This window comes from Nocardia vermiculata NBRC 100427, from assembly GCF_001613265.1.
GTDB lineage: Bacteria > Actinomycetota > Actinomycetes > Mycobacteriales > Mycobacteriaceae > Nocardia > Nocardia vermiculata.
In genome coordinates this window covers 19,973-46,096 of the sequence record NZ_BDCA01000015.1, presented here as the reverse complement: position 1 = coordinate 46,096, position 26,124 = coordinate 19,973, and the positions used below count along the sequence as shown (strand labels likewise).

27 protein-coding genes are annotated in these 26,124 nt (G+C 66.7%); 18 read left to right on the top strand and 9 right to left on the bottom strand.

What is annotated here, in order from left to right; translation table 11 throughout:
• Positions 1-41 precede the first annotated feature (41 nt).
• Positions 42-1,856, top strand: a complete 1,815-nt coding sequence (locus NV2_RS16685; RefSeq protein WP_157102935.1) for an acyl-CoA dehydrogenase family protein — start codon at positions 42-44, stop codon at positions 1,854-1,856.
• A gap of 150 nt (positions 1,857-2,006) precedes the next feature.
• On the opposite strand, the gene NV2_RS16680 is transcribed toward NV2_RS16685, so the two are convergent.
• Positions 2,007-3,260, bottom strand: coding sequence for a cytochrome P450 family protein (locus tag NV2_RS16680; protein WP_245662637.1), 1,254 nt, complete (start codon positions 3,258-3,260; stop codon positions 2,007-2,009).
• A gap of 199 nt (positions 3,261-3,459) precedes the next feature.
• The gene (locus tag NV2_RS16675; RefSeq protein ID WP_245662636.1) at positions 3,460-4,194 is read right to left on the bottom strand and encodes a hypothetical protein; all 735 of its coding nucleotides are present in this window, start codon (positions 4,192-4,194) and stop codon (positions 3,460-3,462) included.
• Between the two features lie 174 nt (positions 4,195-4,368).
• Here NV2_RS16675 and NV2_RS16670 point away from each other — a divergent pair, with 174 nt between their 5' ends.
• The 4 genes from NV2_RS16670 to NV2_RS16655 all read left to right on the top strand — a co-directional run bounded on the left by NV2_RS16670 (position 4,369) and on the right by NV2_RS16655 (position 7,786).
• Positions 4,369-4,815, top strand: coding sequence for a Zn-ribbon domain-containing OB-fold protein (locus tag NV2_RS16670; protein ID WP_444980693.1), 447 nt, complete (start codon positions 4,369-4,371; stop codon positions 4,813-4,815).
• Positions 4,808-6,010: a lipid-transfer protein gene (locus NV2_RS16665; protein ID WP_067874695.1), complete on the top strand. Its 1,203-nt coding sequence runs from the start codon at positions 4,808-4,810 to the stop codon at positions 6,008-6,010. The genes NV2_RS16670 and NV2_RS16665 overlap by 8 nt, the downstream gene beginning before the upstream one ends.
• Positions 6,011-6,165: 155 nt before the next feature.
• Complete coding sequence (locus NV2_RS16660) at positions 6,166-6,642, top strand: VOC family protein (RefSeq protein ID WP_067874692.1); 477 nt, start codon at positions 6,166-6,168, stop codon at positions 6,640-6,642.
• 79 nt (positions 6,643-6,721) lie between these two features.
• On the top strand, positions 6,722-7,786 hold the full coding sequence (locus tag NV2_RS16655) for a glycoside hydrolase family 183 protein (protein ID WP_067874690.1): 1,065 nt from the start codon (positions 6,722-6,724) through the stop codon (positions 7,784-7,786).
• 308 nt (positions 7,787-8,094) lie between these two features.
• Here NV2_RS16655 and NV2_RS16650 read toward each other — a convergent pair whose 3' ends face one another.
• Positions 8,095-8,772, bottom strand: coding sequence for a TetR/AcrR family transcriptional regulator (locus NV2_RS16650; RefSeq protein WP_067874687.1), 678 nt, complete (start codon positions 8,770-8,772; stop codon positions 8,095-8,097).
• 136 nt (positions 8,773-8,908) lie between these two features.
• On the opposite strand from NV2_RS16650, the gene NV2_RS16645 reads away from it, so the two are divergent.
• Genes NV2_RS16645 through NV2_RS16620 form a run of 6 tightly spaced genes read left to right on the top strand, consistent with a single transcriptional unit; the run spans position 8,909 to position 13,292 of the window.
• Positions 8,909-10,132 (top strand): oxygenase MpaB family protein, encoded by a 1,224-nt coding sequence (locus NV2_RS16645; RefSeq protein ID WP_067874684.1) that lies wholly within the window; start codon positions 8,909-8,911, stop codon positions 10,130-10,132.
• A 50-nt stretch (positions 10,133-10,182) separates the two neighbouring features.
• Positions 10,183-10,443, top strand: a complete 261-nt coding sequence (locus tag NV2_RS16640) for a hypothetical protein (RefSeq protein ID WP_067874681.1) — start codon at positions 10,183-10,185, stop codon at positions 10,441-10,443.
• The gene (locus NV2_RS16635) at positions 10,440-11,411 is read left to right on the top strand and encodes an FAD:protein FMN transferase (protein WP_067874678.1); all 972 of its coding nucleotides are present in this window, start codon (positions 10,440-10,442) and stop codon (positions 11,409-11,411) included. Before NV2_RS16640 ends, NV2_RS16635 begins: the two co-directional genes overlap by 4 nt.
• A gap of 5 nt (positions 11,412-11,416) precedes the next feature.
• Positions 11,417-11,983 (top strand): ferric reductase-like transmembrane domain-containing protein, encoded by a 567-nt coding sequence (locus tag NV2_RS16630; protein WP_067874675.1) that lies wholly within the window; start codon positions 11,417-11,419, stop codon positions 11,981-11,983.
• On the top strand, positions 11,980-13,029 hold the full coding sequence (locus NV2_RS16625) for an NADH-ubiquinone oxidoreductase-F iron-sulfur binding region domain-containing protein (protein ID WP_067874672.1): 1,050 nt from the start codon (positions 11,980-11,982) through the stop codon (positions 13,027-13,029). The genes NV2_RS16630 and NV2_RS16625 overlap by 4 nt, the downstream gene beginning before the upstream one ends.
• Positions 13,026-13,292, top strand: a complete 267-nt coding sequence (locus tag NV2_RS16620) for a ferredoxin (protein ID WP_067874977.1) — start codon at positions 13,026-13,028, stop codon at positions 13,290-13,292. The genes NV2_RS16625 and NV2_RS16620 overlap by 4 nt, the downstream gene beginning before the upstream one ends.
• Positions 13,293-13,343: 51 nt before the next feature.
• Here the strand turns inward: NV2_RS16620 and NV2_RS16615 are convergent, their stop codons facing one another.
• Positions 13,344-14,258, bottom strand: coding sequence for a cutinase family protein (locus NV2_RS16615; RefSeq protein ID WP_067874976.1), 915 nt, complete (start codon positions 14,256-14,258; stop codon positions 13,344-13,346).
• A 339-nt stretch (positions 14,259-14,597) separates the two neighbouring features.
• On the opposite strand from NV2_RS16615, the gene NV2_RS16610 reads away from it, so the two are divergent.
• On the top strand, positions 14,598-15,221 hold the full coding sequence (locus tag NV2_RS16610; RefSeq protein WP_067874669.1) for a nitroreductase family protein: 624 nt from the start codon (positions 14,598-14,600) through the stop codon (positions 15,219-15,221).
• A 135-nt stretch (positions 15,222-15,356) separates the two neighbouring features.
• Entirely contained in the window at positions 15,357-15,824 is a 468-nt protein-coding gene (locus tag NV2_RS16605) for a hypothetical protein (protein WP_067874666.1), read from the top strand.
• Between the two features lie 151 nt (positions 15,825-15,975).
• Here NV2_RS16605 and NV2_RS16600 read toward each other — a convergent pair whose 3' ends face one another.
• The gene (locus NV2_RS16600) at positions 15,976-16,614 is read right to left on the bottom strand and encodes a flavodoxin family protein (protein ID WP_067874664.1); all 639 of its coding nucleotides are present in this window, start codon (positions 16,612-16,614) and stop codon (positions 15,976-15,978) included.
• Positions 16,615-16,747: 133 nt separating this feature from the next.
• On the opposite strand from NV2_RS16600, the gene NV2_RS16595 reads away from it, so the two are divergent.
• Both NV2_RS16595 and NV2_RS16590 read left to right on the top strand, forming a co-directional pair.
• Positions 16,748-17,818 (top strand): iron-containing redox enzyme family protein, encoded by a 1,071-nt coding sequence (locus NV2_RS16595; RefSeq protein WP_084474871.1) that lies wholly within the window; start codon positions 16,748-16,750, stop codon positions 17,816-17,818.
• Positions 17,802-18,011, top strand: coding sequence for a CDGSH iron-sulfur domain-containing protein (locus tag NV2_RS16590; RefSeq protein WP_067874659.1), 210 nt, complete (start codon positions 17,802-17,804; stop codon positions 18,009-18,011). Before NV2_RS16595 ends, NV2_RS16590 begins: the two co-directional genes overlap by 17 nt.
• A 34-nt stretch (positions 18,012-18,045) precedes the next feature.
• Here the strand turns inward: NV2_RS16590 and NV2_RS16585 are convergent, their stop codons facing one another.
• Positions 18,046-18,774 (bottom strand): methyltransferase, encoded by a 729-nt coding sequence (locus NV2_RS16585; protein WP_245662635.1) that lies wholly within the window; start codon positions 18,772-18,774, stop codon positions 18,046-18,048.
• A gap of 700 nt (positions 18,775-19,474) precedes the next feature.
• Between NV2_RS16585 and NV2_RS16580 the strand changes: the two genes are divergently transcribed.
• From NV2_RS16580 to NV2_RS16570, 3 genes are read left to right on the top strand one after another with little or no spacing between them, the layout of a single operon-like run.
• Positions 19,475-21,070 (top strand): BCCT family transporter, encoded by a 1,596-nt coding sequence (locus NV2_RS16580; protein ID WP_245662634.1) that lies wholly within the window; start codon positions 19,475-19,477, stop codon positions 21,068-21,070.
• Entirely contained in the window at positions 21,067-21,942 is an 876-nt protein-coding gene (locus NV2_RS16575; protein ID WP_067874654.1) for an alpha/beta fold hydrolase, read from the top strand. The genes NV2_RS16580 and NV2_RS16575 overlap by 4 nt, the downstream gene beginning before the upstream one ends.
• A 35-nt stretch (positions 21,943-21,977) precedes the next feature.
• Complete coding sequence (locus tag NV2_RS16570; protein WP_067874652.1) at positions 21,978-23,162, top strand: acyl-CoA dehydrogenase family protein; 1,185 nt, start codon at positions 21,978-21,980, stop codon at positions 23,160-23,162.
• Between the two features lie 65 nt (positions 23,163-23,227).
• Here the strand turns inward: NV2_RS16570 and NV2_RS16565 are convergent, their stop codons facing one another.
• Genes NV2_RS16565 through NV2_RS16555 form a run of 3 tightly spaced genes read right to left on the bottom strand, consistent with a single transcriptional unit; the run spans position 23,228 to position 26,015 of the window.
• Positions 23,228-24,019, bottom strand: a complete 792-nt coding sequence (locus tag NV2_RS16565; protein ID WP_067874649.1) for a 2-keto-4-pentenoate hydratase — start codon at positions 24,017-24,019, stop codon at positions 23,228-23,230.
• Positions 24,016-25,062 carry a 4-hydroxy-2-oxovalerate aldolase gene (gene dmpG / locus NV2_RS16560; protein ID WP_067874647.1) on the bottom strand — a complete coding sequence of 349 codons (1,047 nt, stop codon included), beginning with the start codon at positions 25,060-25,062 and terminating at the stop codon, positions 24,016-24,018. Before dmpG ends, NV2_RS16565 begins: the two co-directional genes overlap by 4 nt.
• A complete protein-coding gene (locus NV2_RS16555; RefSeq protein WP_157102947.1) occupies positions 25,059-26,015 on the bottom strand; it encodes an acetaldehyde dehydrogenase (acetylating) in 957 nt (318 codons plus the stop codon). The genes dmpG and NV2_RS16555 overlap by 4 nt, the downstream gene beginning before the upstream one ends.
• Positions 26,016-26,124: the final 109 nt, after the last annotated feature.

The following is a 26,124-nucleotide window of genomic DNA, read 5'->3' as shown; positions in this document are numbered from 1 at the left end:
GTGTTGCGCAGCCACAGCTTTGACGCGAGTGAGTGTGCATCATGACCATCACGGAAAACTCTTCCAACGTACCCCCTAGAACCGTCTGCAAACCGCTCCCACGCGATGCCGATCGCGGTGTCGAAGTGCGGGATGCACTGCGGCAAGTGGTGTTCGGTGACCAGTTGTCATTGCACCGCCGGGTACGTGATTTGATTACCGGGCTGCCCGGTCGGCCGGGCAGTAGCCTGACCGCTCTCGAAAAAGCCGAGACCGCACCGGGATTGCTGCGGGCAGCGATCCGGGGACTCGGTGTCGGTGCCAGTGAGGTCTCCGCCGACACTCAACTGCGTGGGGCGCTGTGCGATTGGTCTCAGATCGCCGCGCCACAGTTGTTGCTCATCCTGACCGGACATTTCGATCTTGCCCTCGGAGCCATCCGTCATCTCGGCAACGGTTCGCCGTATCAGGAGCGCTGCCTGTCCGACCTCGAGGACGCCTCTGTACTCGGGGTGCTGATGCTGACCGAACTGGGCGGCACCAACGGCGCGAACCAGCAGACCACTGCCACCTACGATCCGGAGACGGATGGCTTCTGGCTTACCAGCCCGCGCATCACGGCTGTGAAGTTCATGCCGAACGTCGCCTCGGAGCGGATGCCGAAAACGGTGGTGGTCACCGCCCGGCTCATCGTCGGCGCCGCCGACGAAGGGGTGCTGCCGTTCCTGCTTCGATTGCGTACCGCCACCGGCCTCGCCGAAGGTGTGGAGCTGGCGGCACTGCCGGATACCGATGCGCCGATGGACCACGCTACCATTCGTTTTCGCCGCGCCTGGGTTCCGCGGGATGCTCTCCTTGGGGGTGATTGGGCAAGGCTGGACGCTCAGGGTCGTTTCGAATGCGATCTTCCGGTTCGTCGTCGCTGGCACCGCGCTATCGGTGTGCTCGACAACGGCCGCCTGGATCTGGCCAACGCCGCGATCGCCAGCGCGCGTGCGGCGCTCGTGGGACTGCACAACTATGCCGGACAACGCCGGCCGTCGCAGACAGTGATGATCGATCGAGATTCGGTGCAACAGGACCTCGTCGACGGTGTGGCCGCCACGGTGGCGGTCGGCGCGCTCGGCAGGATGATCCGTGATATGCGAACCAAGCCGGAATCGGCCGACGATCCGTCGCAGGTGCTGTGGTCGATGCTGGCCAAACCGCTGCTATCCGACACTGCCGCAGCAGTATTGACAACCTGCCGTCGCCGCGCCGCCGCACAGGGTGCGCTGAAGATCAATCATTTTACCGACTGGATCCACAACATCGAGGCAATCATCACCGCCGAGGGGGAGAACAGGATCATGGCGGTGACGGCAGGTCGTTCGACGGCAGTCACCACATTGCGATTACCGGACACGCCAGCCGATTTGCCGTGGTATGTCCGAATGCTAATCGAGCGGGAACGGCGGCTAGCGCGCGAGGTAGCGACGGGTGTCTCCGACCCTGCCAGTGATGCGCTGGGCCCGGAATCGGCTGCGGTCGAACTGGCCACCGCGACCGGCGAACGGCTCGCTGCGACCGCACTGATCATCGAGAGCCGAAACGCCGCTGACCCTCGGGCGAGCGAGTTGATAGAGAGTATTGCCGCGGCATATGCGCTGGATCGGATCAAATGTCGTGCTCCGTGGTTCCTCGCCGAACGGAAGATTGCGGACGTCGCGGGGGACCTACGCCGGTACCGGCGAGTGGTGCTTGACCACTTGCCCCTGATCCTGGACGCATTCGAAATCCGCGGGCTGGGTGGTCCAGTCTTCTCCGGTGATTACGTCGGCAGCTGGCAGGAGTACACCCGCTGGCACGATGATACTTTCCAGGACGCACCGGTGTAGTCGGGCGGCCTCCGGAACCGGGCTTGTCCACGGGGGATGCCGCGGCGCGAGCTGCAGCGGGGCGAAGCCGGCCCGGTTCCGGGACGTCGCGACACACTCGGCCAACGGTCGTGCTGCGGCGCGCGCTTGCCGTGCCATGTGGAAACAAGTTCAGGTGAGATGCATCGGTGCGCAGGCGGGGAACTCCACCGGGAGGGTGGTCAGCGCGCGGTGGAATGGTCCGGTGCGCCAATCAAGTTGTTGCACAGGGGTTGTCGTGCGAATGTCGGGTAGTGCGTCGAGTAGTAGGTCGATGCCCTGCTGGGCGATGGTATGGGCGTGGGGCTGAGCGGGGCAGGCGTGGGGGCCCAGCGCCCAGGCGAGATGGGATCGGTTGCCCTTGCGGTCGCTGTTGCCGACGACCTTGGGGTCGTTGTTGCAGGCAGCCAGGCTGATCACCACCGGCTGGTCGGCCGGGATCCATACATCGCCGATGAGTTGCGGCTGCACCGGATAGCGCAGGCAGTAGTTGGCGAGCGGTGGGTCCATGAACAACACCTCGTCGATGGCGTCTCGGGTGGACATGGCGCCACTGAGTACGTCACCGCCGTACTCGTCGTCGGTCATCAGCAGCAGTAATGCGTTGAGTATCAGGTTGCAGGTGGGTTCGGTACCGGCCGAGAACAGCAGTGCGGCCTGGTTGACCATTTCGACCGGGTCCAGGCCGTCCGGCTGTTCGAGGAGCCGGGAGATCAGATCGTCACCGGGGTCGGTCCGCTTCTGGTCGACGACTCCGACGAGTGCCTGGACGAATCGCTGGTGCCCTTCTTCGGTGCCGGCTCCGTCGAGGGCGGCTGCCATTCCTTCATAGGCTGCGGTGGCCGCCTCGTCGGGGAAACCCATCAGGTTGCTCAGCACCCGGAAGCTGAGTGGGAAGGCGTAGTCGGTTCTCAGGTCGGCGGCGCCGCTTTCGCAGAACGCGTTGATCAGTTTTTCCGCGGATTCGGCGGCGGCGACGTGCACCCGATGCAGGTCGACCGAGTCGAGTGCCTGACTGATCGCCCGCCGGTAGCGGGCATGTTCGGTACCGGCGGTTCGCAGCGCGTTCTTCCGGTAGCCCAGTAGTGGCACCAGCGGGGAATCGAGCGGGGCGTTGTTCTCCCAGCGGCGTGGGTCGGCCGGGAAATGATGTTCGTCGTTGAGGATCTGGACGGCGGTCTGGTAGCCGATCACCAGCGTGGCGGGCACCCCGGGGCCGAGTTCGATCGGGACGAGGGGACCTCGTCCGCGCATCGAACTGTAGGTGTGGTGCGGATTCGCGGCGAATCCGGTGGAGTCCAAACGTATCTGTGGGTCGGCCGCGACGGCGGGGGAGCCGTGTGGAACGGGGCATCCGGCGGTGCGTGCCATGTCTCGTTCGATCACCGGCTCGTTCCCCTCGGCGTTACGGTGTCATGCCCCCTGTGACCGATTGCGGGCTGACCTGACATTCGTTGGTTTGCCACGCCGAGAACCCTAGCCAAAGCTGTTGCAGGTCAGCCGGTTTACTGTCGAGTAGCTTGCGGTTTCACCGGGTCCGGAGACGGTTTCGGACTCCCGTCGGTGCCGGGTTCTCCTATAGGTCTCAATTGTCTAGAACGTGTTCGGGTTGGCAGACCTCGAGCGGAGACGGGAGGTATCCGACCACGGCGTCCAGTAGTGCGGTGATGTCGTCGCTCCACAGCGACCCGTCGCACAGCACGGGGACGAGATCGCCGAGGTGGGTACGGCGGCGCAGGCGGGCGGGTAGCCGGGTGGATGCTCGCCGGTCCGCGGCCGGGCTGCCGGACCGGGTGTCACCGGCCTCGGATTCCAGCACCGTGGCGACCAGATCGGAATAGGACCGTTGGGCGAGGGCCCAGTGGTCGCCGTAGAACTCGACGCCCATCGGCTCCAGCGCCCACATTCCGAGCAGGTCGATCACGCCCGCGAACTCCGGCCCGGCGCCGATGGGCAGCTGCAGTGCCACCGGTACTGCGCCGCGGATTCCGGCGAGTGCGCGCAGGCAGTGGTCGAAGTCGGCGGCCGGATGATCGAGGCCGGTGATCAGGCACAGCCGCGCGACCTGATGATCGTCGGCGATCCGCAGCACCGTGTCGAGCCGGGTATTGCGCCGGGCTCCGGCATCGATGATCGCGATGACGCCCTCGGCCGTCCGGATCACTCGCTGCAGCTGTGTCGGTGGTGCCGCCGGTGACAGTTCGGTGAGATGGATCGCGTATTCGACCCCGTGTTTCACCCAGTGGAATGTGCCGGTCTCGCCGGCACCGCCGCACAGGCGGCGGCCGATCCGTGCTGTTTCGGCGGGGTCGCCGACCATCGTGACATTCCGGATCGATTGTGGGTCAATGGCTTTGCGGTCCATCGTGTACTGAACTCCAGGTCGTTTCGAGGGGGTCGCCCGCGTCGATCCGGGCTCACCGTACTCTGGTCAGCGGGGCGCCGGAGCGGATTGCGGTTCCAAAGTAGAACGTGTTCCTATACGGTCGGAACTGTGCAGAAAGAACAACGCCCCGCGGTGGCAGATTGGTTCACTGCGGACGACGGCGCGGTACGTCTCGTGGGAAGCCGCTGCGAAGTGTGCAGCACACCGTACTTCCCGCGGAACACTCTGGCCTGTCGCAATCCACAGTGCTCCAGCAAGAAGGACGGCTCCGAGCTGGCCGAATACCTGTTCTCCACGCGCGGCCACATCTGGTCGTACGCCGATGCCAGGTACAAGCCGCCCCCGCCGTACGTCTCACCCGATCCCTTCGAGCCCTACATCGTCGCGGCGGTGGAACTCGAGGTCGAGCAGATGGTGATCCTCGGACAGGTGGTGCGCGGTCTCACCGTGGACGATCTGGCCGTCGGCATGCCGGTCGAGCTCACCCAGGGCGTGCTGTACGAGGACGAGGAAGCGGAGCACACCGTGTGGATGTGGAGGCCGGTCGATGCCTGATACGAATGCTCGCGACATCGCCGTCCTCGGTGCGGGTATGCACCAGTGGGGCAAGTGGGGCCGCAATTTCGTCGAATACGGACTGGTCGCGGCGCGCGCGGCGCTCGCGGATGCCGGTGTGGACCATCGCGACGTCGGCTATATCGCCGGCGCGGACACCATCCGCAACGGCTATCCCGGATTCGTGTCCGGCGCGACCTTCGCCCAGGCGCTGGGCTGGTCGGGTGCACGGATCTCGAGCAGTTACGCCGCCTGTGCCTCCGGTGCCCAGGCCATCGCCAATGCCCGCGCCCAGATCCTGGCCGGGCTGACCGATGTGGCCCTGGTCGTCGGCGCCGACGCCGCTCCGAAGGGCTTCTTCAAGCCGGTCGGCGGCGACCGCCACGACGATCCGGACTGGCTGCGCTTCCACCTGCTCGGTGCCACCAACCCCATCTACTTCGCGCTCTACGCGCGTCGCCGGATGGCGCTGCACGGTGCCACCCTCGACGATTTCGCCGCGGTCAAGGTGAAGAACGCGAAGCACGGGTTGAACAACCCGTATGCCCGCTACCGCAAGGAGGTCACCGCGGAGGAGGTCTCCGCCTCGGCGATCGTGTCCGATCCGCTGCGGCTGCTCGACATCTGCGCGACCAGCGACGGCGGTGCCGCGCTGGTACTGACCTCGATGGACTACGCCCGCCGCCACGGCATCGCCGATCCGGTCCGGATCCGGGCGCTGTCGACGGTGACGCCGACGTTCCCGAAGACGGTTCTCGACCTGCCGGATTTCGCGACCGACTCGGCGGTGGCCTTCGAGGCGCCCTCTGGGTCGTTCCGCTCCGCGATCGCGGCCGCCGCCTACGAGGAGGCCGGGATCGGTCCCTCCGACCTGTCCCTGGCCGAGGTCTACGACCTGTCCACCGCGCTGGAGCTGGACTGGTACGAGGACATCGGCCTGTGTGAGGTCGGTGGTGCCGAGGAGCTGCTGCGCAGCGGTGCAACCGCACTGGGTGGCCGGGTGCCGGTGAACCCCAGTGGCGGTCTGGCGTCCTTCGGCGAGGCGATCCCCGCTCAGGCGATCGCGCAGATCTGCGAATTGACCTGGCAGCTGCGCGGGCAGGCCGACGGCCGCCAGGTGGACGATGCCCGCGCCGGAATCGCGGTGAACCAGGGTCTGTTCGGCCACGGATCGGCGACCATCGTCACGCGCTGAGTAGCGCACCGCTTCACGAGAACCCGGGCTCCGGCCCGGGTTCTCGCATATCTGCTCGGCGCTGCCGTTCGCGCGGTGGGCCGGTGACAGCGACCGATGAAAATTCGCGCCCGCTCCGGTCACTACCTGAAACAGCCGAGCGAAGGAGCGAGATCATGCAGTCCATCGTCACCAACCTGTGGTTCGACGACAATGCCGAGGAGGCCGCGCAGTACTACATCGAGGCACTCGGCGACGGCCGGATCATCGATCGCTGGACCAACGGTCCCGGTCAGCCGGGTAAGGAGGGCACCACCATGGCCGTCGAGTTCGAACTGCGCGGCCAGCGGTTCGTCGGAATCAACGGCGGGCCGGTATTCCACTTCAGTGAAGCGATCTCGCTCGAGGTCCGGTGCCGGGATCAGGCCGATATCGACCGGGTGTGGGACGCACTCGTCGCCGGCGGATCCGAACAGCCCTGCGGCTGGCTGAAGGACAAGTTCGGGTTGTCCTGGCAGGTCACCTCCGACGACTGGACCGACTACCTGCAGGGGGACCCCGCCGCGGTGGCCCGGTTCATGGACAAGATGCTGTCCACCCACGGCAAGTTCGATCTGGCCGAGCTGCGCGCCGCCTACGCGGGCACCGCCTGAGCTGCCCACGTGCCCCGGGCCCGCTGGGCCGGTGGGGGTTCGTTGCGCGAGTGCGCCGACTGCAGTAACGATGGAAGGGATGTCGACGCAGCCGAAGCACTGGGGAACACCGCTCACCGGATACGCCGAAAGTACCGCGAAGCGGTTCGGTGTCGGCGGTACGGACCTCGGAATCCCTTATGATCGTGGCCATTTCGAGCCGGGAGCCACGGGGTTCGTATTCGGCGACACCTTCACCGGCGACAGTCAGGGCTCGGGGATATGGACCGGCTCACCGGTGCTGCTGTTCAGCCGTGATCTTCCGGACGCCACCACGACATTCACCGCGACGCCCGGCGGGGCACAGGCCGTGCAGGCGCTCGCGTACACGCACAAGGCCGACAACGGGTACGGCTACGAGGTGAGCCGGATACCCAACGACGCCTTCGTCGATCCCGGCGGCCGAACCTGGCTGACCTACACCAGCGTTCGCGACTGGGAGGTGCCCGACGATCGGTACGGCGCGCTGTTCTGCGGGCTCGCGTACTCCGACGACGACGGTGCGAGCTGGACCGACCTGCCCGCGGTGTGGCCGAACGACGGCAGCGAAGGCGATGACGGCTGGAGTCCGTACATGATGCAGTCGTTCGCCGGAATCGGGAACAACAACGACGACGGCTACCTGTACATCCTGTCGAAGGAATGGGGCCGCGTGCACAACCGTGGTGGGCCGATCCTGATGCGGGTGCCGTGGCAGCGCATCGCCGATCGTGCCGAATACGAGTTCTGGAGTTACGACGGGTCGGTGTGGCGCTGGGGGAACGCGCGGCCCACTCCACTGTTCGCCGGTGCGGGCCCACTCGGCGAACTGAGTGTGAAGAACATCGGCGGCACCTGGGTCATGTCGTACTTCGATGTCGAGGGGTATTGCATCGCCACCCGAACCGCGGCCGCGATCGACGGCGTGTGGTCGGACCCGACACCGCAGATTCACGGCTCGCGCCCGTGGTGGCAGCTGCGGGATCCGGCCTTCCCGCAGCTGTACGGCGGCTACATTCATCCGCGGTCGGCGTCCCCGACGGATGTGACCCTGTATGTCTCGCAATGGAATACCGCCACGGACCAGCCGTACTGGGTGCTGCAGTTCGACGGCATCACCCCGTAGCCGGCCGCGCGGGGGTAGTGGGAGTTGTGCCCTCCGGCGTGCTGAATCCGGGAACTAAGTTTCTATACATTCTTGTGTGGATAACCGGGACAAGACCGTGAGCGAGTGTGTAAGTTATTGACTATTCTGGTTGGTGTCCCGCTGTGAGTGCATAGCGGACTCGGCTCGTCCCCGATCGACAGGGGCGATGTGAACGCAGGGAGTGCAGATGAATCCGTACGTAGTGATCCAGGAGCTTCTCTACCGCCTGGATATGGGATCGGCCGCGTTCGGCGGCTGACCGCCCGTTGCGGTATCCCGCCCACGGCTCACGCGGTCGTGGGCGGCTCCAGCATCGGGACGAGATAGTGCCGGGCCAGCTCGGCGAGCTGGTGTTCGTCGTTCAGATCGACCAGCCGGCTCGGAATGGCGAGGAACGAGGCCGAGACTCGAACCATCAGCTCGGCCACCAGCTCGACGTCGACGTCGGGCGAAATGTTGCGAGCGCGCTGTTCGTGCAGCAATTGTCCCGCGACGAACTCGCGCACCATCGCCACGGTGCGCCCCTGATCGCTGATCATGGAACTGACGAGCATGTCCGGCTCCCCGGCGAGTAATCCGCCGATGATCGGATTGTCGCGGATTGCGCGCAACGAACCGACGAACCCGAGCACCACACGGTCGGCGACCGTATGCGCCTGCCGGATCTCGGACAGGAACTGGTCGAAGTAGCGGCGGTACTCGCGCAGGATCACCTGTTCGACCAATGCGTCCTTCGTGGCGAAGCGTCGATACACCGTGATGCGGGAAACGTTCGCCCGTCGCGCGACATCGTCCACGGTGGAGCGGCGCACGCCCAGCAGGCTGAACTGTTCGCAGGCCGCGTCCAGCACTCGGGAGCGGATGTCGTCGCCGTCCCCGACGCCGTCGACGGCGGCCGAATAGGCCCGCTGCAGTAGTGAATCGGGGGCGTCTGCCTGTTTCTGAGCCGAGGGTTCGGGTGTCACTTTTTCCTCTCGTACGGCACTTGTTCGGAAATCTTGCCAACTTCTTGTGATCCGGGACACGTTGTGTTCTCATCAAGATACGCAGATACGGAACCTGTATCACTGTATCTGGGACTCGACGAAGAGGAACCCTGACATGGATGGACTCGGCCTCAACAGGCGTGATGCATTGCGAGCAGGCGGCGGGGTGCTGGGAGCTGCCGGCGTACTCGCCCTGGGAGTCAGAACCGCACGGGCGGAACCGTGGACGTGGTCACCGAGCGGTTCGGTCGTCGGCAGTGGCGGTGGCGCGGACCCGTTGACGTTGTGGGACCCGGAGGCCGATCCGGTGATCGCCGCGGTGATGGACCACGAGGACGTGCCCCGGGTCAATCACCTTCTCGGCACCTGGACCAAGAACGATCAGCCGATCCCGGAGGGATTGCCGAAGAATCTGCGCGACTTCATGGAGTACGCGCGGCAACTCCCGTCCTGGGCGGATCCGGGAAAGATGGCCGCCGGCTTCGAGTTCAACAAGAAGCGCGGCACCTATCTCGGCGTGCTCTACGCCTTCGCCAGCGGCATGATGTCGACCGTGATCCCGCACGAGGCGCGGGCGGTGTACTACTCGCGTGGCGGGTCGCATATGAAGGACCGCATCGCCAAAACCGCGAAATTCGGTTACGACATCGGAACCGTCAACGCCTACGCGCCGGGTGGCGAAATGACCGTCACCTGCGTCAAAACCAGAATCATCCACGCCGCTGTCCGGCATCTGCTGCCACGGTCCCCGCACTGGCCGCAGGGGGTCATCCCGATCAGCCAGGATGATCTGATGGTGACCTGGCACAGCCTGGCCACCACCATCATGCGGACGTTCCACACCTGGAACGTTGCGATACCCACGGTCGAATCCGAGGGTTATCTGCACACCTGGCAGTTGGCCGCACATCTGCTGGGCATCCGCGACGAGTACATCCCGGCCTCCTGGGATCAGGCCGAGTCGCAGGCCAGGCAGGTCCTCGACCCGGTGATCGCGCCGACGGCAGAAGGTGTCGACCTCGCACACAAACTGCTCGATCTCGGCTTCAACCTCGATCTGACCCTGCTCAGCAAGCCGATTCTGGGGGCCTTCACCCGATTCATTCTGGGGGACAAGGTCGCCGACTGGCTCCAGATCCCCCGGGAACCGGTCTGGTCGCCGTTGCTGGAGTTCAGCTGGGGTCCGTTCGTCGCGGTGCGGGAAGGTGTGATGGGTGCCATTCCGCCGTCGGCCGACGCCGCCTGGATGTTCGACGAATTCCTGCGCCAATTCGTGCTGTGGTACACGGCGGAGCTGCGCATGCCCATCAGTATCGAAATTCCCCAGACCAACCGTTGATTCACCCGGCGGGCGCGTGCTCCGATCGCGCCCGTGAGGAGGGCAGTATTATGCCGAAAAGTCCCCAGCTGCAGCGTATCCGACGTATCTCAGCGGGTGCGCTGGCAGCCGCCGCGGTGCTCGCAGGCGGTATCAGTGTCGAATTGAACGCGGCCGCGACATCGTCGGCCGAAGCGCTCTCCGGCGTCGAGGCGCCCGCCGTCTCGGCAGGTGTGCCGCAGGTGCGGTCGGCCGCGAGCCGCGAGTGGGCCGGCACGACGCCGCTGCGGGAGGGGGACCGCGATCCGGATTCCAGCACGGCCGGATCATGATCGGCGAGCGGGCGGCCACCACATCGACGACGTTCGCCGCGATCGGGACCACCGTCGAAGTCGTGTGTACCGCTGCCCGGGAGACCGAACCGGCCGTGGCGGTGGTGCGGGCCCGGCTCGCCGAGCTCGACCGCGCAGCCTCCCGGTTTCGGGCCGATTCCGAACTGGTACGGATCAATACCCGGAGCGCGGCGCTGGCGAATACGGAACCGGATGCGCAGCTGCGGGTTCCGGTCAGCCGGACCCTCGGCAACTGCTTGCGGGCCGCGATACGCGCACAGCAGCTGACCGACGGCCTGGTGTCGGCCTCCTTGGGGACGGCCCTGGCCGCATGCGGTTACGACGACGATCTGGACGTGGTACGAGAGCGTGCGCAGTCGCAGTCACCGATCTCGGCGCGTCCCCGCCCGGGACCGTGTCCGGCGGCCGATTTCGACGAACAGCACTGGCAGCTGGTCCTGCCCGCCGGTGCCGCCCTCGATCTCGGTGCTTCCGCCAAGGCGTGGGCCGCCGATGCCATCGCACAGGAGTTGGACGCGATGTTTCCCGGTGGCTTCCTGGTGAATCTGGGCGGTGATATCGCCACCGCGGGCCCCCCACCGGACGGTGGCTGGTCGATCGGGGTGCGGGACTGGAATCACAGTGTCGTGCAGGTGATCCGGTCGACCGGCCAGGCGTTCGCCACCTCGTCGACACGGCTGCGCACCTGGGTCCGGCACGGCACCCGTCACCACCACATCATCGACCCGCGTACCGGGTGGCCCGCGCGCACCCGGTGGGCGCAGGTCAGCTGTGCGGGACCCGATGCGGTGCAGGCGAATGCGGCATCGACCGCGGCGATCATTCTCGACGACCGGGCACCGTATTGGATGACCGTGCGCGGGGTCCCCGCGCGACTGGCGGACGCCGGCGGCCGGGTGACCGTGACGCCGGGCTGGCCGGCAGCCTCTGGTGCACAGGAGCGGTAGGCACCATGAGCAGTCCGTGGCTGTGGTACGTCTCGCGGGCCTGCGGTGTGGCCTCGATGCTGTTGCTGACCGTCGTCGTGCTGGCGGGCCTGTTCACCGCGGCCCGGCGGCGCCCGCACGAGCCCGCCTCGACCCTCGCCATGGGGCTGCATCGCACCCTGGGGCTCGGTATGACGGTTTTCCTGCTCACCCATGCGATGACCGCGATACTCGACACCTACGTACCGATCGGCTGGATCTCCGCGGTGTTGCCGTTCACCTCCGAATACGAGCGGCCCTGCGTGGCGCTGGGCACGATCGCGCTCGACCTGTTCGTCGCGGTGATCGTGACATCGCTGCTGCGGCACCGCCTGCCGACCCGGCTCTGGCGCTGCGTGCACTGGTTCACCTATGCCATGGCGCCGATCGCGGTCACGCACGGATTGATGATGGCGAGCAGCACCGAACCACTCCTGCGCGGGGTGACCATCGGGTGTGGCCTCGCCATGGCGGCAGGCGCCGCCTGGCGCCTGCACGCCTCGGACGAGCACGCCCGGCGGCGCGCCGATATCGGGGATCAGGAGTGGGTATGACCACGGTGTCCGAGCTGGTGGCCGCCGCCGGTCTGACCGGACGTGGTGGCGCGGAATTTCCCACCGCCGTGAAGATCGATGCGGCCCGGCGCCACGATGCCGAACTCATCGTCAACGCGTGCGACGGCGAACTGGATGCACGCAAGGACGGTTGGGTGGTCGCTCGCTTTCTTCCCCGGGTACTCGAAGGCGCCCGCCACCTCACCCGGCAGCGCATCAGGGTGGCGGCGCACCGCGATTCCGAGACCCTCGCGACGTTGCAGGCGGCCGGTGTCGACACGCTGGCCGTCCCCCGCCGCTACGTCTCGTCGGAGGAGTCGGCACTGACTCAGCTGGCCCACGGTGGTGCGGCACGACCGCTCATGCGGTTCGAACCGATCGTCGCCGGCAGCCGTACCCGTACGGGCCGGCGGCTGCCGCCCACCCTGGTGCTCAATGCCGAAACCGTATGGCGCATCCAGCAGATCATCGAATTCGGCCCCGGCTGGTTCCGGTCCTACGGAACTCCCGACGAACCCGGGCCACGGCTGATCACCGTCGTCGACGGCGTCGGCGCTCCCGGGGTGTATCCCGGCGAGGCAGGCCTACCTGTCACCGAAATCCTGTACCGCGCAGGTGGACTGGTGTCGCCGATGCGAGCGCTGTGGATCGGCGGCCTCGGCGGGGGCTTCCTGAGCGGCACCAGCGCCCGGCGGGCGGCGTGGTCGCGGGCAGGGCTGGCGCCGTACGGGCTGCGGCCCGGAGCGGGGACCATTCGGGTGCTGGGCACACAGTGTGATCCGTGGGAGGAGATACTACGGGCCGTCACTTACGCGGCCGGCGAATCCGCCGGTCAATGCGGCCCCTGCATGTTCGGACTCCCTGCGGTGCGCGACGACGTTGCCGCGGTCGCCGCGGGGGACCGGGGTGAGGCGCTCGACCGGCTCGCACATCGGCTGGGGCAGTTGGCCGGCCGCGGTGCCTGCCGTTTCCCGGATGGGATCGCCGGATTTCTCGGCTCCGCATTACGCACGTTCACCGAAGAGGAGACCAGGTCGTGGCCATGATCAATCGGCTACTCGGTGCGGCGCGGCCGTCGGTGGGAAGTGTGCTGGCAATCGATCGGATCGCCTGCACCGGACACGGCATCTGCGCCCATATCCTCACCGGCACAATCGAACTCGATGAGTGGGGATATCCGATCCTGCACGAGGAAGCGCCCGACCCCGCCCTTGCCGCCGAAGCGGTCAAGCTGTGCCCGGCCAAGGCGCTGCGCTGGGTCGAGCGCCGGGATGTCCGCAGTCCGGAGTCCGGTCTGCTCCCGGAGTAGAGCCGGTGCTGCGGCCATGCCGGCCTCGCGGCCGCAGCACCGGTATTCGCGTCACCGTGTGAGGATGCGAGTCAAGGCATCGCGCAACCACGAGACAGCGGTGGCACCGCGGGAGTCCACGACATAGGTCGAATAGCTCTGGTGCACACCCGAGGAGAGGAACTGCTCTATCTGGGTCCGCCGTTGCTGCAGTGCCGGCGGAGCGAACTGACCGGCGAGCAGTCCGAGCCCACCCGCCTCGACGGCGGCGCCGAGCAGGTCGGAGCCGTGCCGGGCATAGTCGTCGAATCGCGCGGGGTCGGGGTTGGAGATCTCGGCGAGGAAGCCGGCGATGCGTCCGGCGAAATCGCCGGGTGGCATCGCGCAATACAGATCGCCTACGGCGCAGAAGGTGTAGGTGCGGTCGGCGATCCCGCCGAATCCGCCCGGGCGTGGACCGCCGGCTCCGGCACCTACGGTCGCGGGGCCGATGAGAGTGTCGGCCGGCGCGCGCCGGGGATCGGAGATCAGGCCGACGAGTGCGACCCGCTCCGGCGGCACCACGCCGGCCCCGGTGCCGATTTCGGCGGCGAAATCGCCCGCGGCGTCGGCGCCCTGGCTGTATCCGAGCAGTGCGATATCGGTCGACGCGCACATTCGTGCCATCGCGGCGACCGCGGTGCGCGTCTTGGTGAGGGCCTCGTGTTTGCTGCGCCCGTAGACCTCGGTCTCCCAGGGGAATGCGGTTGCGGCATAGGGGATGTAGTCGACCCGGACGTCGCCGGGGAGGCCATCCGCGCTCGCCGCGAGCAGACCCTCGGCAGGCTCGGCTTCGGAGGTCTCCCAGGTGCCCGGGACCGCTACCACGTACAACTGCGGGCACGGGCCGGGTGCGGCACTCGCGGGTGCGTTCGGTGGGAGGGTGCCCAGTGCCGCTGCGCTCGCTACCGCGGCGGCCGTGGTCTTCCATCGTGAACGGTTGGACATCTCGAACCCCCGAATCCACCGGATCGACATCGCCGTTCGATCGGAACGGACGTCGTCGATACGGTGTACGTCGTGGCGGCACGTTTGCAAATCGTGGAATAGTCATTAACTTACCAAGACAACGACGTGTCTGTTCGCGTTTTAGAGGATATATATATCGGAGTAATCGCCAGTTATATATCTGAATTGTCAGTCACTTATTGGCTTCTGTGGTCGCCGCTGACGATGGCTGGGTGCGCTGCGGCCGCGGTGGCAACGGTGCCGGATGCGCACGTAGGGTTCGACACGCACGCGCATGTGCTGCCCGACATCCATGCACCGACCACGAGGAGACCCACTGTGACCGAACTGCTGTCGTTGAGCCCGGACGAGTTGCTGACCACCACCCGTGCTGTGCGACGCCGGCTCGACCTGTCGCGGCCGGTGCCGCTGGAGGTCGTGCGCGAAGCGCTCGAGGTGGGCTTGCAGGCGCCCTCGGGAGGTAACCGGCAGCGGTGGCACTGGATCGTGCTGACCGATCCGGCACTCAAGGCGCAAGTCGCGGAGTACTACCGCCGTTCCTACCGTGCCTACCGGGAAGCGGGAGGCGCGCCCGCGAATGCGGCAGCCGCGCGGGTTGCCACGAGCTCGGACCATCTGGCCGAGGTGATGGCCGAGGTTCCGGTGCTGGTCATCGGAGCGATCGATACCGGCGGCGCCGAACTGCCCGCTAATCAGGCCGGGTTGTGGGGATCGCTGCTGCCGGCGGCGTGGAACCTCGCACTGGCGCTGCGTGCGCGCGGGCTCGGTACGGCGTGGACCACACTGCACCTGCAGTACGAACGTGAGGTCGCCGAAATCCTCGGAATTCCCGATCGGGTGCGGCAGGGAGTGCTACTTCCGGTCGCCTACACCAAGGGCACCGATTTCAAGCCCGGCCCGCGGGCGGATATGGATGCGGTGCTGCACGTCGACGGCTGGTGATCGAAGCCTGTTCCGGCCCGTGCCACGGCGTTTCGGCACAATCGCCCGGGGTACGCGGTGGGTGGAAGGCGTCGACAGCGGTTCGCAGGTGCCGGCGTCAGGCGGTACCCGTATCGACGCGAGGTGGAGGGAGCTGTGAACAGTGGGAACTACGGCGCGACCACAACGGTGCGAGTCCGGGTGCCCGCCGAACACCGGCAATTGACCCTGCTCGGCGCACTCACCGAAACCGCGTTACTGTTCGCCGATTTTCCCTTGGACGAGGTTGCCGACGTCCAGATCGCCATCGACGAGGTCGCTGCCGACCTGGCCGACACGGCCGTGCACGGTTCCACGCTGGAATGCGATCTGGCCGTGGACGACAGCCGAATCGCCGTGTGTATGAGCGCTTTCGCCTCGACCAGAGAGATCATCGATACTCGCGGGTTCAGTTGGCAGGTGATCCGTGCCGTCACCGACGCGCCGTCGATGGGAATCGGTGCCTACGACCGCGGCGCGGGTGGATACCCCGTGGCCGTCGAGTTCACCCGCTCCGGCGGGATACCGAGCGGAGATGCCGGAGCGGACACCCGGGCGGGCAGTAACGGTCGGGCAGACAGCTGAGCTCACCGCCGTCGGTGCTGCCCATCGACGTACCGAACTCGGAGGTCTACCGCCTTCGCCCGCCACCGGTCCGCATCGGCAGGGCGCCTCGTCCGTGCCGTGCAGTCGCGGCCGGTGACGCTGCCGCGGCGGGGAGTGCCGGCCCGTTCGTTCAGGAGTAGGCCGGATACTGGTACGCGTGCAGGGTTCGCGCCAGATGTGCGGCATTGCGAGCCAGGGTTGCGGTAGTGGTGGCCACCGCCTCCGGGGTTTCGTCCTTGTCGAGGTAGTCGACGCCGCTCATCGCCTCACCGTTCCAATACGTGCACCCCTGAGCCGGAACGGTGAACCCGATATCGTTCAACGATTGGAACAGATCGGCGACGATCTTGTGGGCGCCGTCCTCGTTGCCCACCACGGCCGCGATCCCCACCTTGTTCACCATGGCCGGCCGGTCGGCGTCGTCGGTGACCGAGAACTCGGCGTCGAGCCGCTCCAGGACACGCTGCGCGACCGAGGACATATGCCCCAGCCAGGTGGGGGTGGCGACGAGCAGGATATCGGCGGCGGAAATCCGGTCACGCAGCTGCGGCCACTGATCGCCGTCGCCTTCGTCGCGGGTGATGCCCGGTCGGATATCGAAGTCCACCGCGCGAACCGTCTTCCCGTGCACGCCGTGGCCGGAGAGCTCGCGAAGGACCTGCTCTGCGATCACCTCGCTGCTGGACCGATCCGGCGACGGCTTGAGCGTGCAGACGACGGCCACTGCGGTGAGAGAGTTGTTTCCCGAGGTGGCGGTGGTTTCGCTCATGGTTTCGCTCCTGCCGAGAATCGATGATGGCGGTATCTGTTCCGCGCGTACCCGGCCGGCGCGGCCCGAACCAGGTCGCGCCGGATCGGCAGGTGCGGTGATTGATCGAACAAGCGCCGGGTATGCGCGGGATATGGATATTTCGTGTCCGGAAGAGCCGGCTGTCCGGAACTCGGGGGCGACGGGGCAGGCAGGTGGATATGCACCGCTGCCGCGGTCGCGCGGGGAACTGTCCGGTGCGGTGCGCGCGCTGCTGCTCGGTGCCGGTGTGCCGGCGGTTTTCGATGTGGGCACGGCCGACCCCTACGGCGACGATCTGCAGCTGGCTCTGCATATGTGTTACGAATTACATTATGCCGGTTATGATTCCGTAGATCCCGCATTGGAGTGGGATCCGGATCTACTGCGATTGCGGGCGCGCCTGGAGGATCGGTTCCTGACAGCTATGCAGCGTGACACCGCGGGCGGCGAGGATGTGGGGCGGGCGCTCGACCGGCTGGTGCGCGAGCCCGCGCACCCCGGTGGTACCGGTGGGCACCTGTACGAACAGGGGCAGTGGTGGCAGGTGTGCGAATACTTCGCGCACCGTTCCATCTACCACCTGAAAGAGGCCGACCCGTACGCATGGGTGATTCCGCGGCTGCGCGGGGACGCCAAGGCCGGGCTGGTAGCCGTCGCCTACGACGAATTCGGCGGTGGGCGCGGTGCGAACATCCATGCCCGACTGTTCGCCGATCTCCTCGACGGTGCGGGGCTGGACAGCGGCTACCTGCATTATCTCGAGGCGGTGCCCGCCCCGATGCTCGCCGTGGTCAACATGATGTCGCTGTTCGGACTGCACCGGCGATTGCGGGGCGAACTGGTCGGACATTTCGCCACCGTCGAGATCACCTCACCGCCGGGGTCGCGCCGCATGGTCGACACGCTGCACCGACTGGACGCGCACCCGGCCTGCGTGCGGTTCTACGCCGAACATGTCGAGGCGGATGCGGTCCACGAGCAGGTGATGCGCCGCGACGTCATCGGCGACCTGCTGCGGCGTGAACCCGAACTGGCCGCTGCGGTGGTGTTCGGTATGCAGGCAACCGAACTGCTGGAGGACCGATTCGACCGCTTCGTGCTCGACCGCTGGGCCGCCGGCCGCAGTTCGCTCCGTGCCGTGAACGACGAACAAGAGGAGCGCGCTCGTGTCTTTCACTTCTGAACAGCGACCACGGGTCACCCTCACCAACGACGGTCCCGCCCTGATCGACGGCCCGGTCGACCTGGTCACCGAGGACGGGCGCACCGTGCACTGCGACCGCTTCGTGGTCGCGGTATGCACCTGCCGTCGTTCGAGTATCTATCCGCTCTGCGACACCTCGCACCGGCGCCACCGCCGCCCCGACGACGACTGATATCGCCACCCCCATCGGCGCGCTGCGAGCCCGCTCAGTCCGCGCCGCGAGCCACCGGAGCTGTTTCGCCGATCGAGTCGGGTCGGTCCGCGCGCACCACCACCAGCTGTTCCCGGTGCTGACCGGAGCCGAGCAGCCCGGCGGTCTCGAGGGCGCCGGCCCGGGACCGCAGCACCGGGCCGAACTCGACCGATGTCTGTGCCACCACCGCTGCCTTGAGCCCGCCCGCGCGCAGCCGGCCGATCGTGAGGTCGGGATCGCAGAGGGCCGAGTGCACGATCAGACCGGTCGCATTCGGGTTGAGCAGCCGGGGGAGTATCCGGCACAGCGGATCGAGAATATCCCTGCCCAGCGGTCCCGCATCCCACGCCCGGGCCCGCCCCCGCGCGCTCGCGCTGTTCGGGCCGGGCACATAGGGCGGATTGGCCAGTATCAGATCGTAACCGCCGTCGTGTTCCAGACGCGTCGAGTCCTCGTGCCGCAACTCCACCCGCACCCCGTGGAACCGGCAATTCAGCCAGGTAGAGACCAGGGCCCGCCATGAGATGTCGACAGCCGTAACACTTCCCGCACCGCCGCACGCGGCGTGTATCGCCAGTGCACCGGTCCCGGTGCACATGTCCAGAACCCGTCCGCCCCGCGGAATCGAAGGGTCCGCGGCGGCGCGCAGTAACAACTCCGTATCGGCCTGCGGCCGGTAGACCCCGGGCAATCGCAACAGGTACATGTGGGCCGCATACCCCGTTACGGCCGGTCGACGCATCCGAAATCGGTGCGCGGGTGCCGAATCCGCTGTGTTCGGCGTCGCGATCCCGCAAGCCCGGCCGAGTTCGCGCCGTACCGGACAGGTTGCTGCTGGTCGGGCCGCGGTCGAATGCGTCGCCGTGGTGGTTCGCAGCCCACACGGTGGTAGCGGGCGCCGGTGCTCGGACACCTTCGTGGGCCGCCTGGACCGAACCGGCGGCGCCCGCTCGGGATCGACACGGACAGCCTGCGGGGTATCGACACGTAGCCCGCGGGTATCGACACCAGCAGCCCGTGGGGTCGACACGAATATCGTGAACGCAACGACCGATGGGGAACGGGTAACCCGATCCCTGTGCTCGCATCGGGCATCGAATGCTGTCGATGTGCTGTGGTCCGGGAAGCGTGCGATTCGGGTGCCGGAGCAAGGAGTGCGCCCGTTGCATTTGTGTGCTGGCTTTGTTGTGATCGCGTGAATATCGGAGTGTTCCCGGCGGCCGAAGCGGATCATGGTGCGGGTCAACGATGTCGGGTGGAGACGAGTAGCGACAGTGACTGTAGCTGAGGAATCGTCGGAGAATTCGCGTGAGCCGGAAGGCTCGAAAAGGTCAGGGGGGTCGGAACAGTCTGGGAGACCGGAGAATTCGGAGAGTTCGAAGCGGCCGGAAAATTCGCAGCAACAACCATCGGAACCGGCGGTCGGAGTCGGGAAACCCCCGGTGCCGAGTTGGCGAGCCGGAATAGATATGCCGATCACGGTGGTCGCGGCCACCCTGACGATCGCTTTTCTTGTTGTCGGCGTGTCGTTCTCGGGACAGACGAAGGATATCGCCAAGGACGTGTACGCCGACATTTCGAGACAATTCGGCTGGGTCTTCGTCTTGGCGACGGCCGGTTTCGTCTTCTTCATCCTGTATCTGGCGTTGAGTAGATACGGTCGCGTGAAACTCGGTGATCCGGACGAGAAACCGGCGTACTCGACGTTCTCCTGGATCGCCATGATGTTCGCGCTCGGTGTCGGGATCGGCCTGATCTTCTACGGTGCCTACGAGCCGGTTGCGTTGTGGGCGGATCCGCCGCCCGGGGGACCTGCCGCCCGCACCGACGAGGCTGCCGTGGTCGGCGTGCAGTACGCGATCTTCCATTGGGCGCTGCACCCGTGGGCGTTCTTCGGTGTCGCGGGGCTGGCCTTCGCCTATACGACCATCCGGAAGGGCCGGCCTTCGCTCGTCAGCGCCACCCTGCGGCCACTGCTGGGTAAACGATCCGATGGCCCGGTCGGGCGAAGCATCGACACCTGGGTGGTGGTGACCACGACGGTCGGAAATGCGGTCACGCTGGGGCTCGGTGTGCTGCAGATCGTCGCAGGCCTCGAATCCGTCTCGGGCATCGTCGAGTCCACGCTGGTCCTGACTGTGGTGGTCGGCGTGCTCACCGCTGGGTTCATCGTCTCGGCGGTTGCGGGCGTGGACAAAGGCATCAAGCGGCTTGCCGACTTCAACACACTGCTCGCCATTGCGCTCGGACTGTTCGTGCTGGTATTCGGGCCGGCGCGGTTCATCCTGGACCTGATGTCGGAGGCGCTGGGTGGCTATATCTTCAATTTCCTGCCGATGTCGTTCCAGACCGGCGCCTTCGCCGACGGCGAGTGGATGCAGAACTGGACCATCTTCTTCTGGGCGTGGGGGATCTCGTGGGCGCCCTACGTCGGCAGCTTCCTCGCGAAGATATCTCGCGGGCGGACGATCCGTGAGTACGTCTTCGGGGTGCTGATCGCGCCGAGTATCGCCACGATCGTATGGTTCGCCATCCTCGGCGGTGCCACCTTGGATCTGCAGATCAGCGGGAAGAGCGACGTCGTGGCCGTTGCGAAGGGCGACGACCAGGCGGCGTTCTTCGCAGTCCTGAACGCGTTCCCGCTGTCCACCGTGACCAGTATCGCGGTCATCGTCCTGGCCGGTGTGTTCTTCGTCAGCGGCGCCGACGCCGGGGCGATCGTCCTCGGCACCTTCTCCTCGAAGGGCACCGAAGATCCGAAGAAGTGGCTGGTCGTCGGGTGGGGACTGTTGGTCGGTGTGGTCGCGCTGGCGCTGCTGGTGATCGGCGGGCTGGACGGCCTGCAATGGGGAGCGATGATTGTCGCCTGTCCGTTCGTCCTGGTCCTGGTCGCGATGTGTATCGGGCTCTGGAAGGAGCTGCGCGCCGATGTGGCCGCTGGCCGGGTCCCGATGGTGAGTCCGTACCGGTCCGGCCGTGCCGCTCACTGGGAAGAAAAGTCCGCGGTCGGCGCGGAGGATGAAAAGCTCGGAGGATGAGTACAGCTGCCGACACGACTGCGATCCCCGAACTTCGTGAATTGCCGACCGAGAAGGGTGTGCTGCGCTACCGCGAGAAGGGGGACGGCCCGCCGCTGTTGCTGCTGCACGGTTCCGGTCCGGGCGTCACCGGATGGCGGAATTTTCGCGGCAACCTGGACACCTTCGCCGAGCACTTCCGGACCCTGATCCTGGAACTCCCCGGTTTCGGCGTCAGTGACAGCTTCGGCGCCGTCCATCCGATGATGTCGGCAGGGGCCGCGGTGACCGCGTTCCTGGACGGTCTCGGGCTGGACAAGGTACGCATCATCGGTAATTCGATGGGCGGATTCGTCGCCACCGACTTCGCGCTCGCCGCCCCGGAACGGGTGGAGCGGATGGTCACCATCGGTGGCATCGGCACCAACGTGTTCAGCCCGCAGCCCGGAGAGGGCATCATCCGGCTGGGCGAGTTCGTCGACAACCCCAGTCGTGAGGCGCTGGTGGCGTGGCTGCGTTCGATGGTCTACAACCCGGCACTGGTGACCGAGGAACTGATCGCCGAACGCTGGGAGCAGGCCACCGATCCGGAGACGCTGGAGAATTCCCGCCTGATGTACGGGCGTGAGGCGCTGGAGCGGATGCGGGCGGCGCAACAAGCCTCGGATGCGGTACCGGGCTGGGCGAAGCTGGGCAACCTCAGCGTGCCCACACTGGTCACCTGGGGCCGTGACGACCGCGTGAGCCCGGTCGACATGTCGCTGCTGCCGATGCGGATGCTGCGCAACGGCGAGGTCCATATCTTCCCCAATTGCGGCCACTGGGTGATGATCGAACAGAAGCAGGCGTGGGAGGACGTCGTGCTGGCGTTCCTGCGGCGATCGGCCGACTAGTTTATCCCTTCCAGTTCGGACCAGGAGTTCCGTAGATGTCATACACAGTGCTCGACAACATTGTCGCGATCGCCGACGAGATCGCCGCCGCCGCCGAGGAGGGGGAGACGCTGGGCCGGCTGCCCGACGGGATGGCCACGCAGCTCAAGGGCGCCGGGCTGATCCGGTTGTTGCAGCGCAAGAAGTACAACGGTTTCGAGGCGCATCCGCGCGAATTCGCCGAGACGGTGATGAAGACCGCGAGCATCTACGGTTCGGCCGGGTGGGTCGGTGGCATCGTGGGTGTGCATCCGTGGCAGTTGGCGTTCGCCGACCCGAAGGTGCAGGACGAAATCCTGGGCGCCGACAGCGATACCTGGCAGGCTTCGCCGTACATGCCGGCCGGGATCGCGGTGCCGCAGGACGGCGGCTACGTGCTCAACGGCCGGTGGCAGTTCTCCTCCGGTACCGACCACTGCGACTGGATCTTCTTGGGCGCCATGATCGGTGACGCCGAAGGTAAGCGGGTGATGCCGCCCACGAGTCTGCACGTGATCCTGCCGCGGGCGGATTACGAGATCGTTGCCGACTCCTGGGATGTGGTCGGGCTGCGGGGGACCGGCAGCAAGGACATCGTCGTCAAGGATGCGTTCGTTCCGGCATATCGGGTGATGGACGCGTCGAAGGTGATGGACGGGACCGCGGCGCGGGAGTACGGGGTCACCGAGACGCTCTACAAGATGCCGTGGTCGACGATGTTCCCGCTGGGAATCACCTCCGCGACGATCGGCATCTGCGAGGGTGTGCTGGCGGCCGGGGTCGACTACCAGCGCAACCGGGTCGGCGCGGCCGGAAATCTGATCAAGGACGATCCGTACGTGCTGCATGCGCTGGCGGAGTCGGCCTCCGAGATCGACGCGGCGCGCCAGCAGTTGCTGGCCAATGTGGACCGGATCTTCGATCTGGTGGATCGCGGCGAGGAGATCGATTTCGCGGCGCGTGCGCAGGTCCGCCGGGATCAGGCGCGGGCGGCGTGGCGTGCGGTGCGCGCGGCGGACGAGATCTTCGACCGGGCGGGTGGTAACGCGCTGCGGATGGACTATCCGTTGCAGCGGTTCTGGCGCGACGCCCATGCGGGTCTGCATCACGCCATCCATGTCACCAGCACCACCTATCACGGTGCGGCCATGTCCTCGCTCGGGGTAGAGGTGCCCCCGGGGCCGCTACGCGCGATGATCTGATTTCGTCCCGTTACGACATCCGCCGCCCCCGTATCGAAATCGGGGGCGGCGGATGTCGTTGTCGGCTATGCGGTGAAAGTGGCAGTGACCCTGCCGATTTCGGAGATCTCGGCGTCGTAGGTGGTCCCTGCGGTCACCGTGACGACAGGCCCGAGTGCACCGGACAGAATCACTTCTCCGGCCCGCAGCGGCGAACCGTAGGTGCGGCTCATATTCGCCAGCCAGGCCATCGCCTCCCAGGGGCTGCCCAGACAATCCGAGCCGCGCCCCGAGGACACCTGCTCCCCGGCGACCGTCATCGACATGACGACCCGGGTCAGGTCGGGCGCCTCGCTGACCGGCAGTGAGTCGCCGAGCACGAACAGCCCCGACGAGGCGTTGTCGGCCACGGTATCGGCGAAACTGATGTCCCAGTTCGCGATCCGGCTGTCGACGATCTCGAATGCGGCGAACACTCGTGTGACGTAGGCGGGGGCCTGCTCCGCGGTGATCGCCTCGTCGATATCCGCGGACAGGACGAACCCGACCTCGGCCTCGATGCGTGGCTGCAGGAGCCGTCCGAAATCGACCGCTGCATCGTCGGTACAGTCGAAATCGTCCAGCAGCACCCCGAAGTCGGGCTGGTTCACGCCGAGCTGGCGTTGCACCGCGGGGGAGGTCAAGCCGACCTTACGGCCGATGACGGTGCGCCCCGCGGCCAACCGCGCGGCGATGTTGCGTTCCTGCACGCGGTACGCGGCATCGAGGTCTTCGCTGCCGATGAGATCGCGAACGGGCGCGCACGGCGTTTTCGTGGCTTCCGCTGCGGCGAGCCGATCGGCCGCGGCGACGAGTGCGGTCTGTTCCACCGAGGTCATGATCCGACCACCGCTGCCGCATCGGCGGGCACGGCCCGGCCCTCGGCCACCATGGTCAGCGCGATGTCGACGATCATGTCCTCCTGGCCGCCGACCAGGTGGCGGCGTCCCGCCTCCATCAGCAGGGTCCGGACATCGATGCCGTACTTCTCGCTGGCGGCCTCGGCGTGGCGCAGGAAGCTCGAATACACGCCGGCGTAGCCGAGTGTCAGCGTCTCCCGGTCCACCCGGACCGGCCGGTCCTGCAGCGGCCGCACCAGGTCGTCGGCCGCATCCTGCAGGGCGAACACGTCGCAGCCGTGTTTCCACTCCAGCAGGTCGGCGACGGCGATGAACGCTTCGATCGGCGTATTACCCGCTCCCGCACCGTGTCCCGCGAGCGATGCGTCCACCCGCAGCGCGCCGTGTTCGACCGCGGTCACCGAATTCGCTACCGACAGCGACAGATTCTCGTGGGCGTGGATCCCGATCTCGGTGCCCTCGTCCAGGATGTCGCGGTAGGCCCGCACGCGTTCGCCGACCCCGTTCATGGTGAGGCGACCACCGGAATCGGTGACGTAGACGCAGTGCGCCCCATAGCTTTCCATCAGTTTTGCCTGGGCGGCGAGCTCGGCGGCGGGCGCCATATGGCTCATCATGAGGAAGCCGGAGACGTCCATGCCGATCTCGCGGGCGGTCTCGATGTGCTGGGCGGAGACGTCGGCCTCGGTGCAGTGGGTGGCAACCCGGACCGAACGGACGCCGAGATCGTAGGCGCGACGCAGGTCGTGTGCCGTGCCCACACCGGGAAGCAACAGCGTGGTCAGCCGGGCGCGGCTGATGTTGGCGGCCGCCGCCTCGATCCATGCCCAGTCGCTGTGCGAGCCGGGACCGTAGTTCACCGACCCACCGGCCAGCCCGTCACCGTGGGCGACCTCGATGGCGTCGACTCCGGCCGCGTCGAGCGCGGCGACGATGCGGCCGACGTTGTCGGGGGTGATCCGGTGCCGGACCGCGTGCATACCGTCACGCAGGGTGACGTCTTGAACGAACAGGGTGGTCATCGGAGGTTCTCCTTCTGAGCCGAATTCGCGGCGATACGCTCGGCGACCTGCAGTCCGGCCGAGGTCATGATGTCGAGATTGCCCGCGTAGGCGGGCAGGTAGTGGGCGGCACCCTCCACCTCGAGGAAGACCGAGACCCGATGGGTCGGCCGGGTCCCGGTGCCGTCGGCGAGCAGCGTATGCACCGGCTGGTCGGCGGGAATCGGGTCGATCTGCACGTCCTGCTTGAGCCGGTAGCCGGGCACGTAGGCCGCCACGTCGCCGACCATCTTGGCCACCGAGGCGCGGATCTGCTCGTGGGTGTCCGCATCGTCCGCCGCTACCAGGCAGAAGACCGTGTCGCGCATGATCAGCGGCGGCTCGGCCGGGTTGAGGATGATCACGGCCTTACCGCGCGCGGCGCCGCCCACCACCTCGATCGCGTGCGAGGTGGTCTCGGTGAACTCGTCGATATTGGCGCGGGTGCCCGGACCGGCGGACTTCGAGGCGATCGAGGCCACGATCTCGGCGTAGGCGACGGGTGCGACGCGTGATACCGCGGCCACGATCGGGATCGTCGCCTGTCCACCGCAGGTCACCATGTTCACATCGGGTGCGTCGAGATGATCGTCGAAGTTGACCGCGGGGACCACGAACGGCCCGATCGCGGCAGGGGTGAGGTCGATCAGCCGCTTACCGAGCGGGGTCAGCCGAGCATGATTGACCTCGTGCGCCTTGGCGGAGGTGGCGTCGAAGACGATGTCGATCTCGTCGAAGTTCGGCAGCGCGATCAGGCCCTCGACCCCTTCGTGGGTGGTGGGGACGTTCATCGCGGCGGCACGGGCCAGGCCGTCGGAGGCGGGATCGATGCCGACCATGGCCGCCATTTCGAGGTGTTGTGAATGTCGCATGACCTTGATCATCAGGTCGGTGCCGATGTTGCCCGACCCGATGATCGCAACCTTGGTGCGAATACTGTTCTCGCTCAATGGATTGCCTCCGGTAGTGGTGAGCTGGGTGTCGATGCCCCGTGATAGCCAGTCCACCGCGCGACGCCGCAAACGGCCAGTAGAATGGTCCACT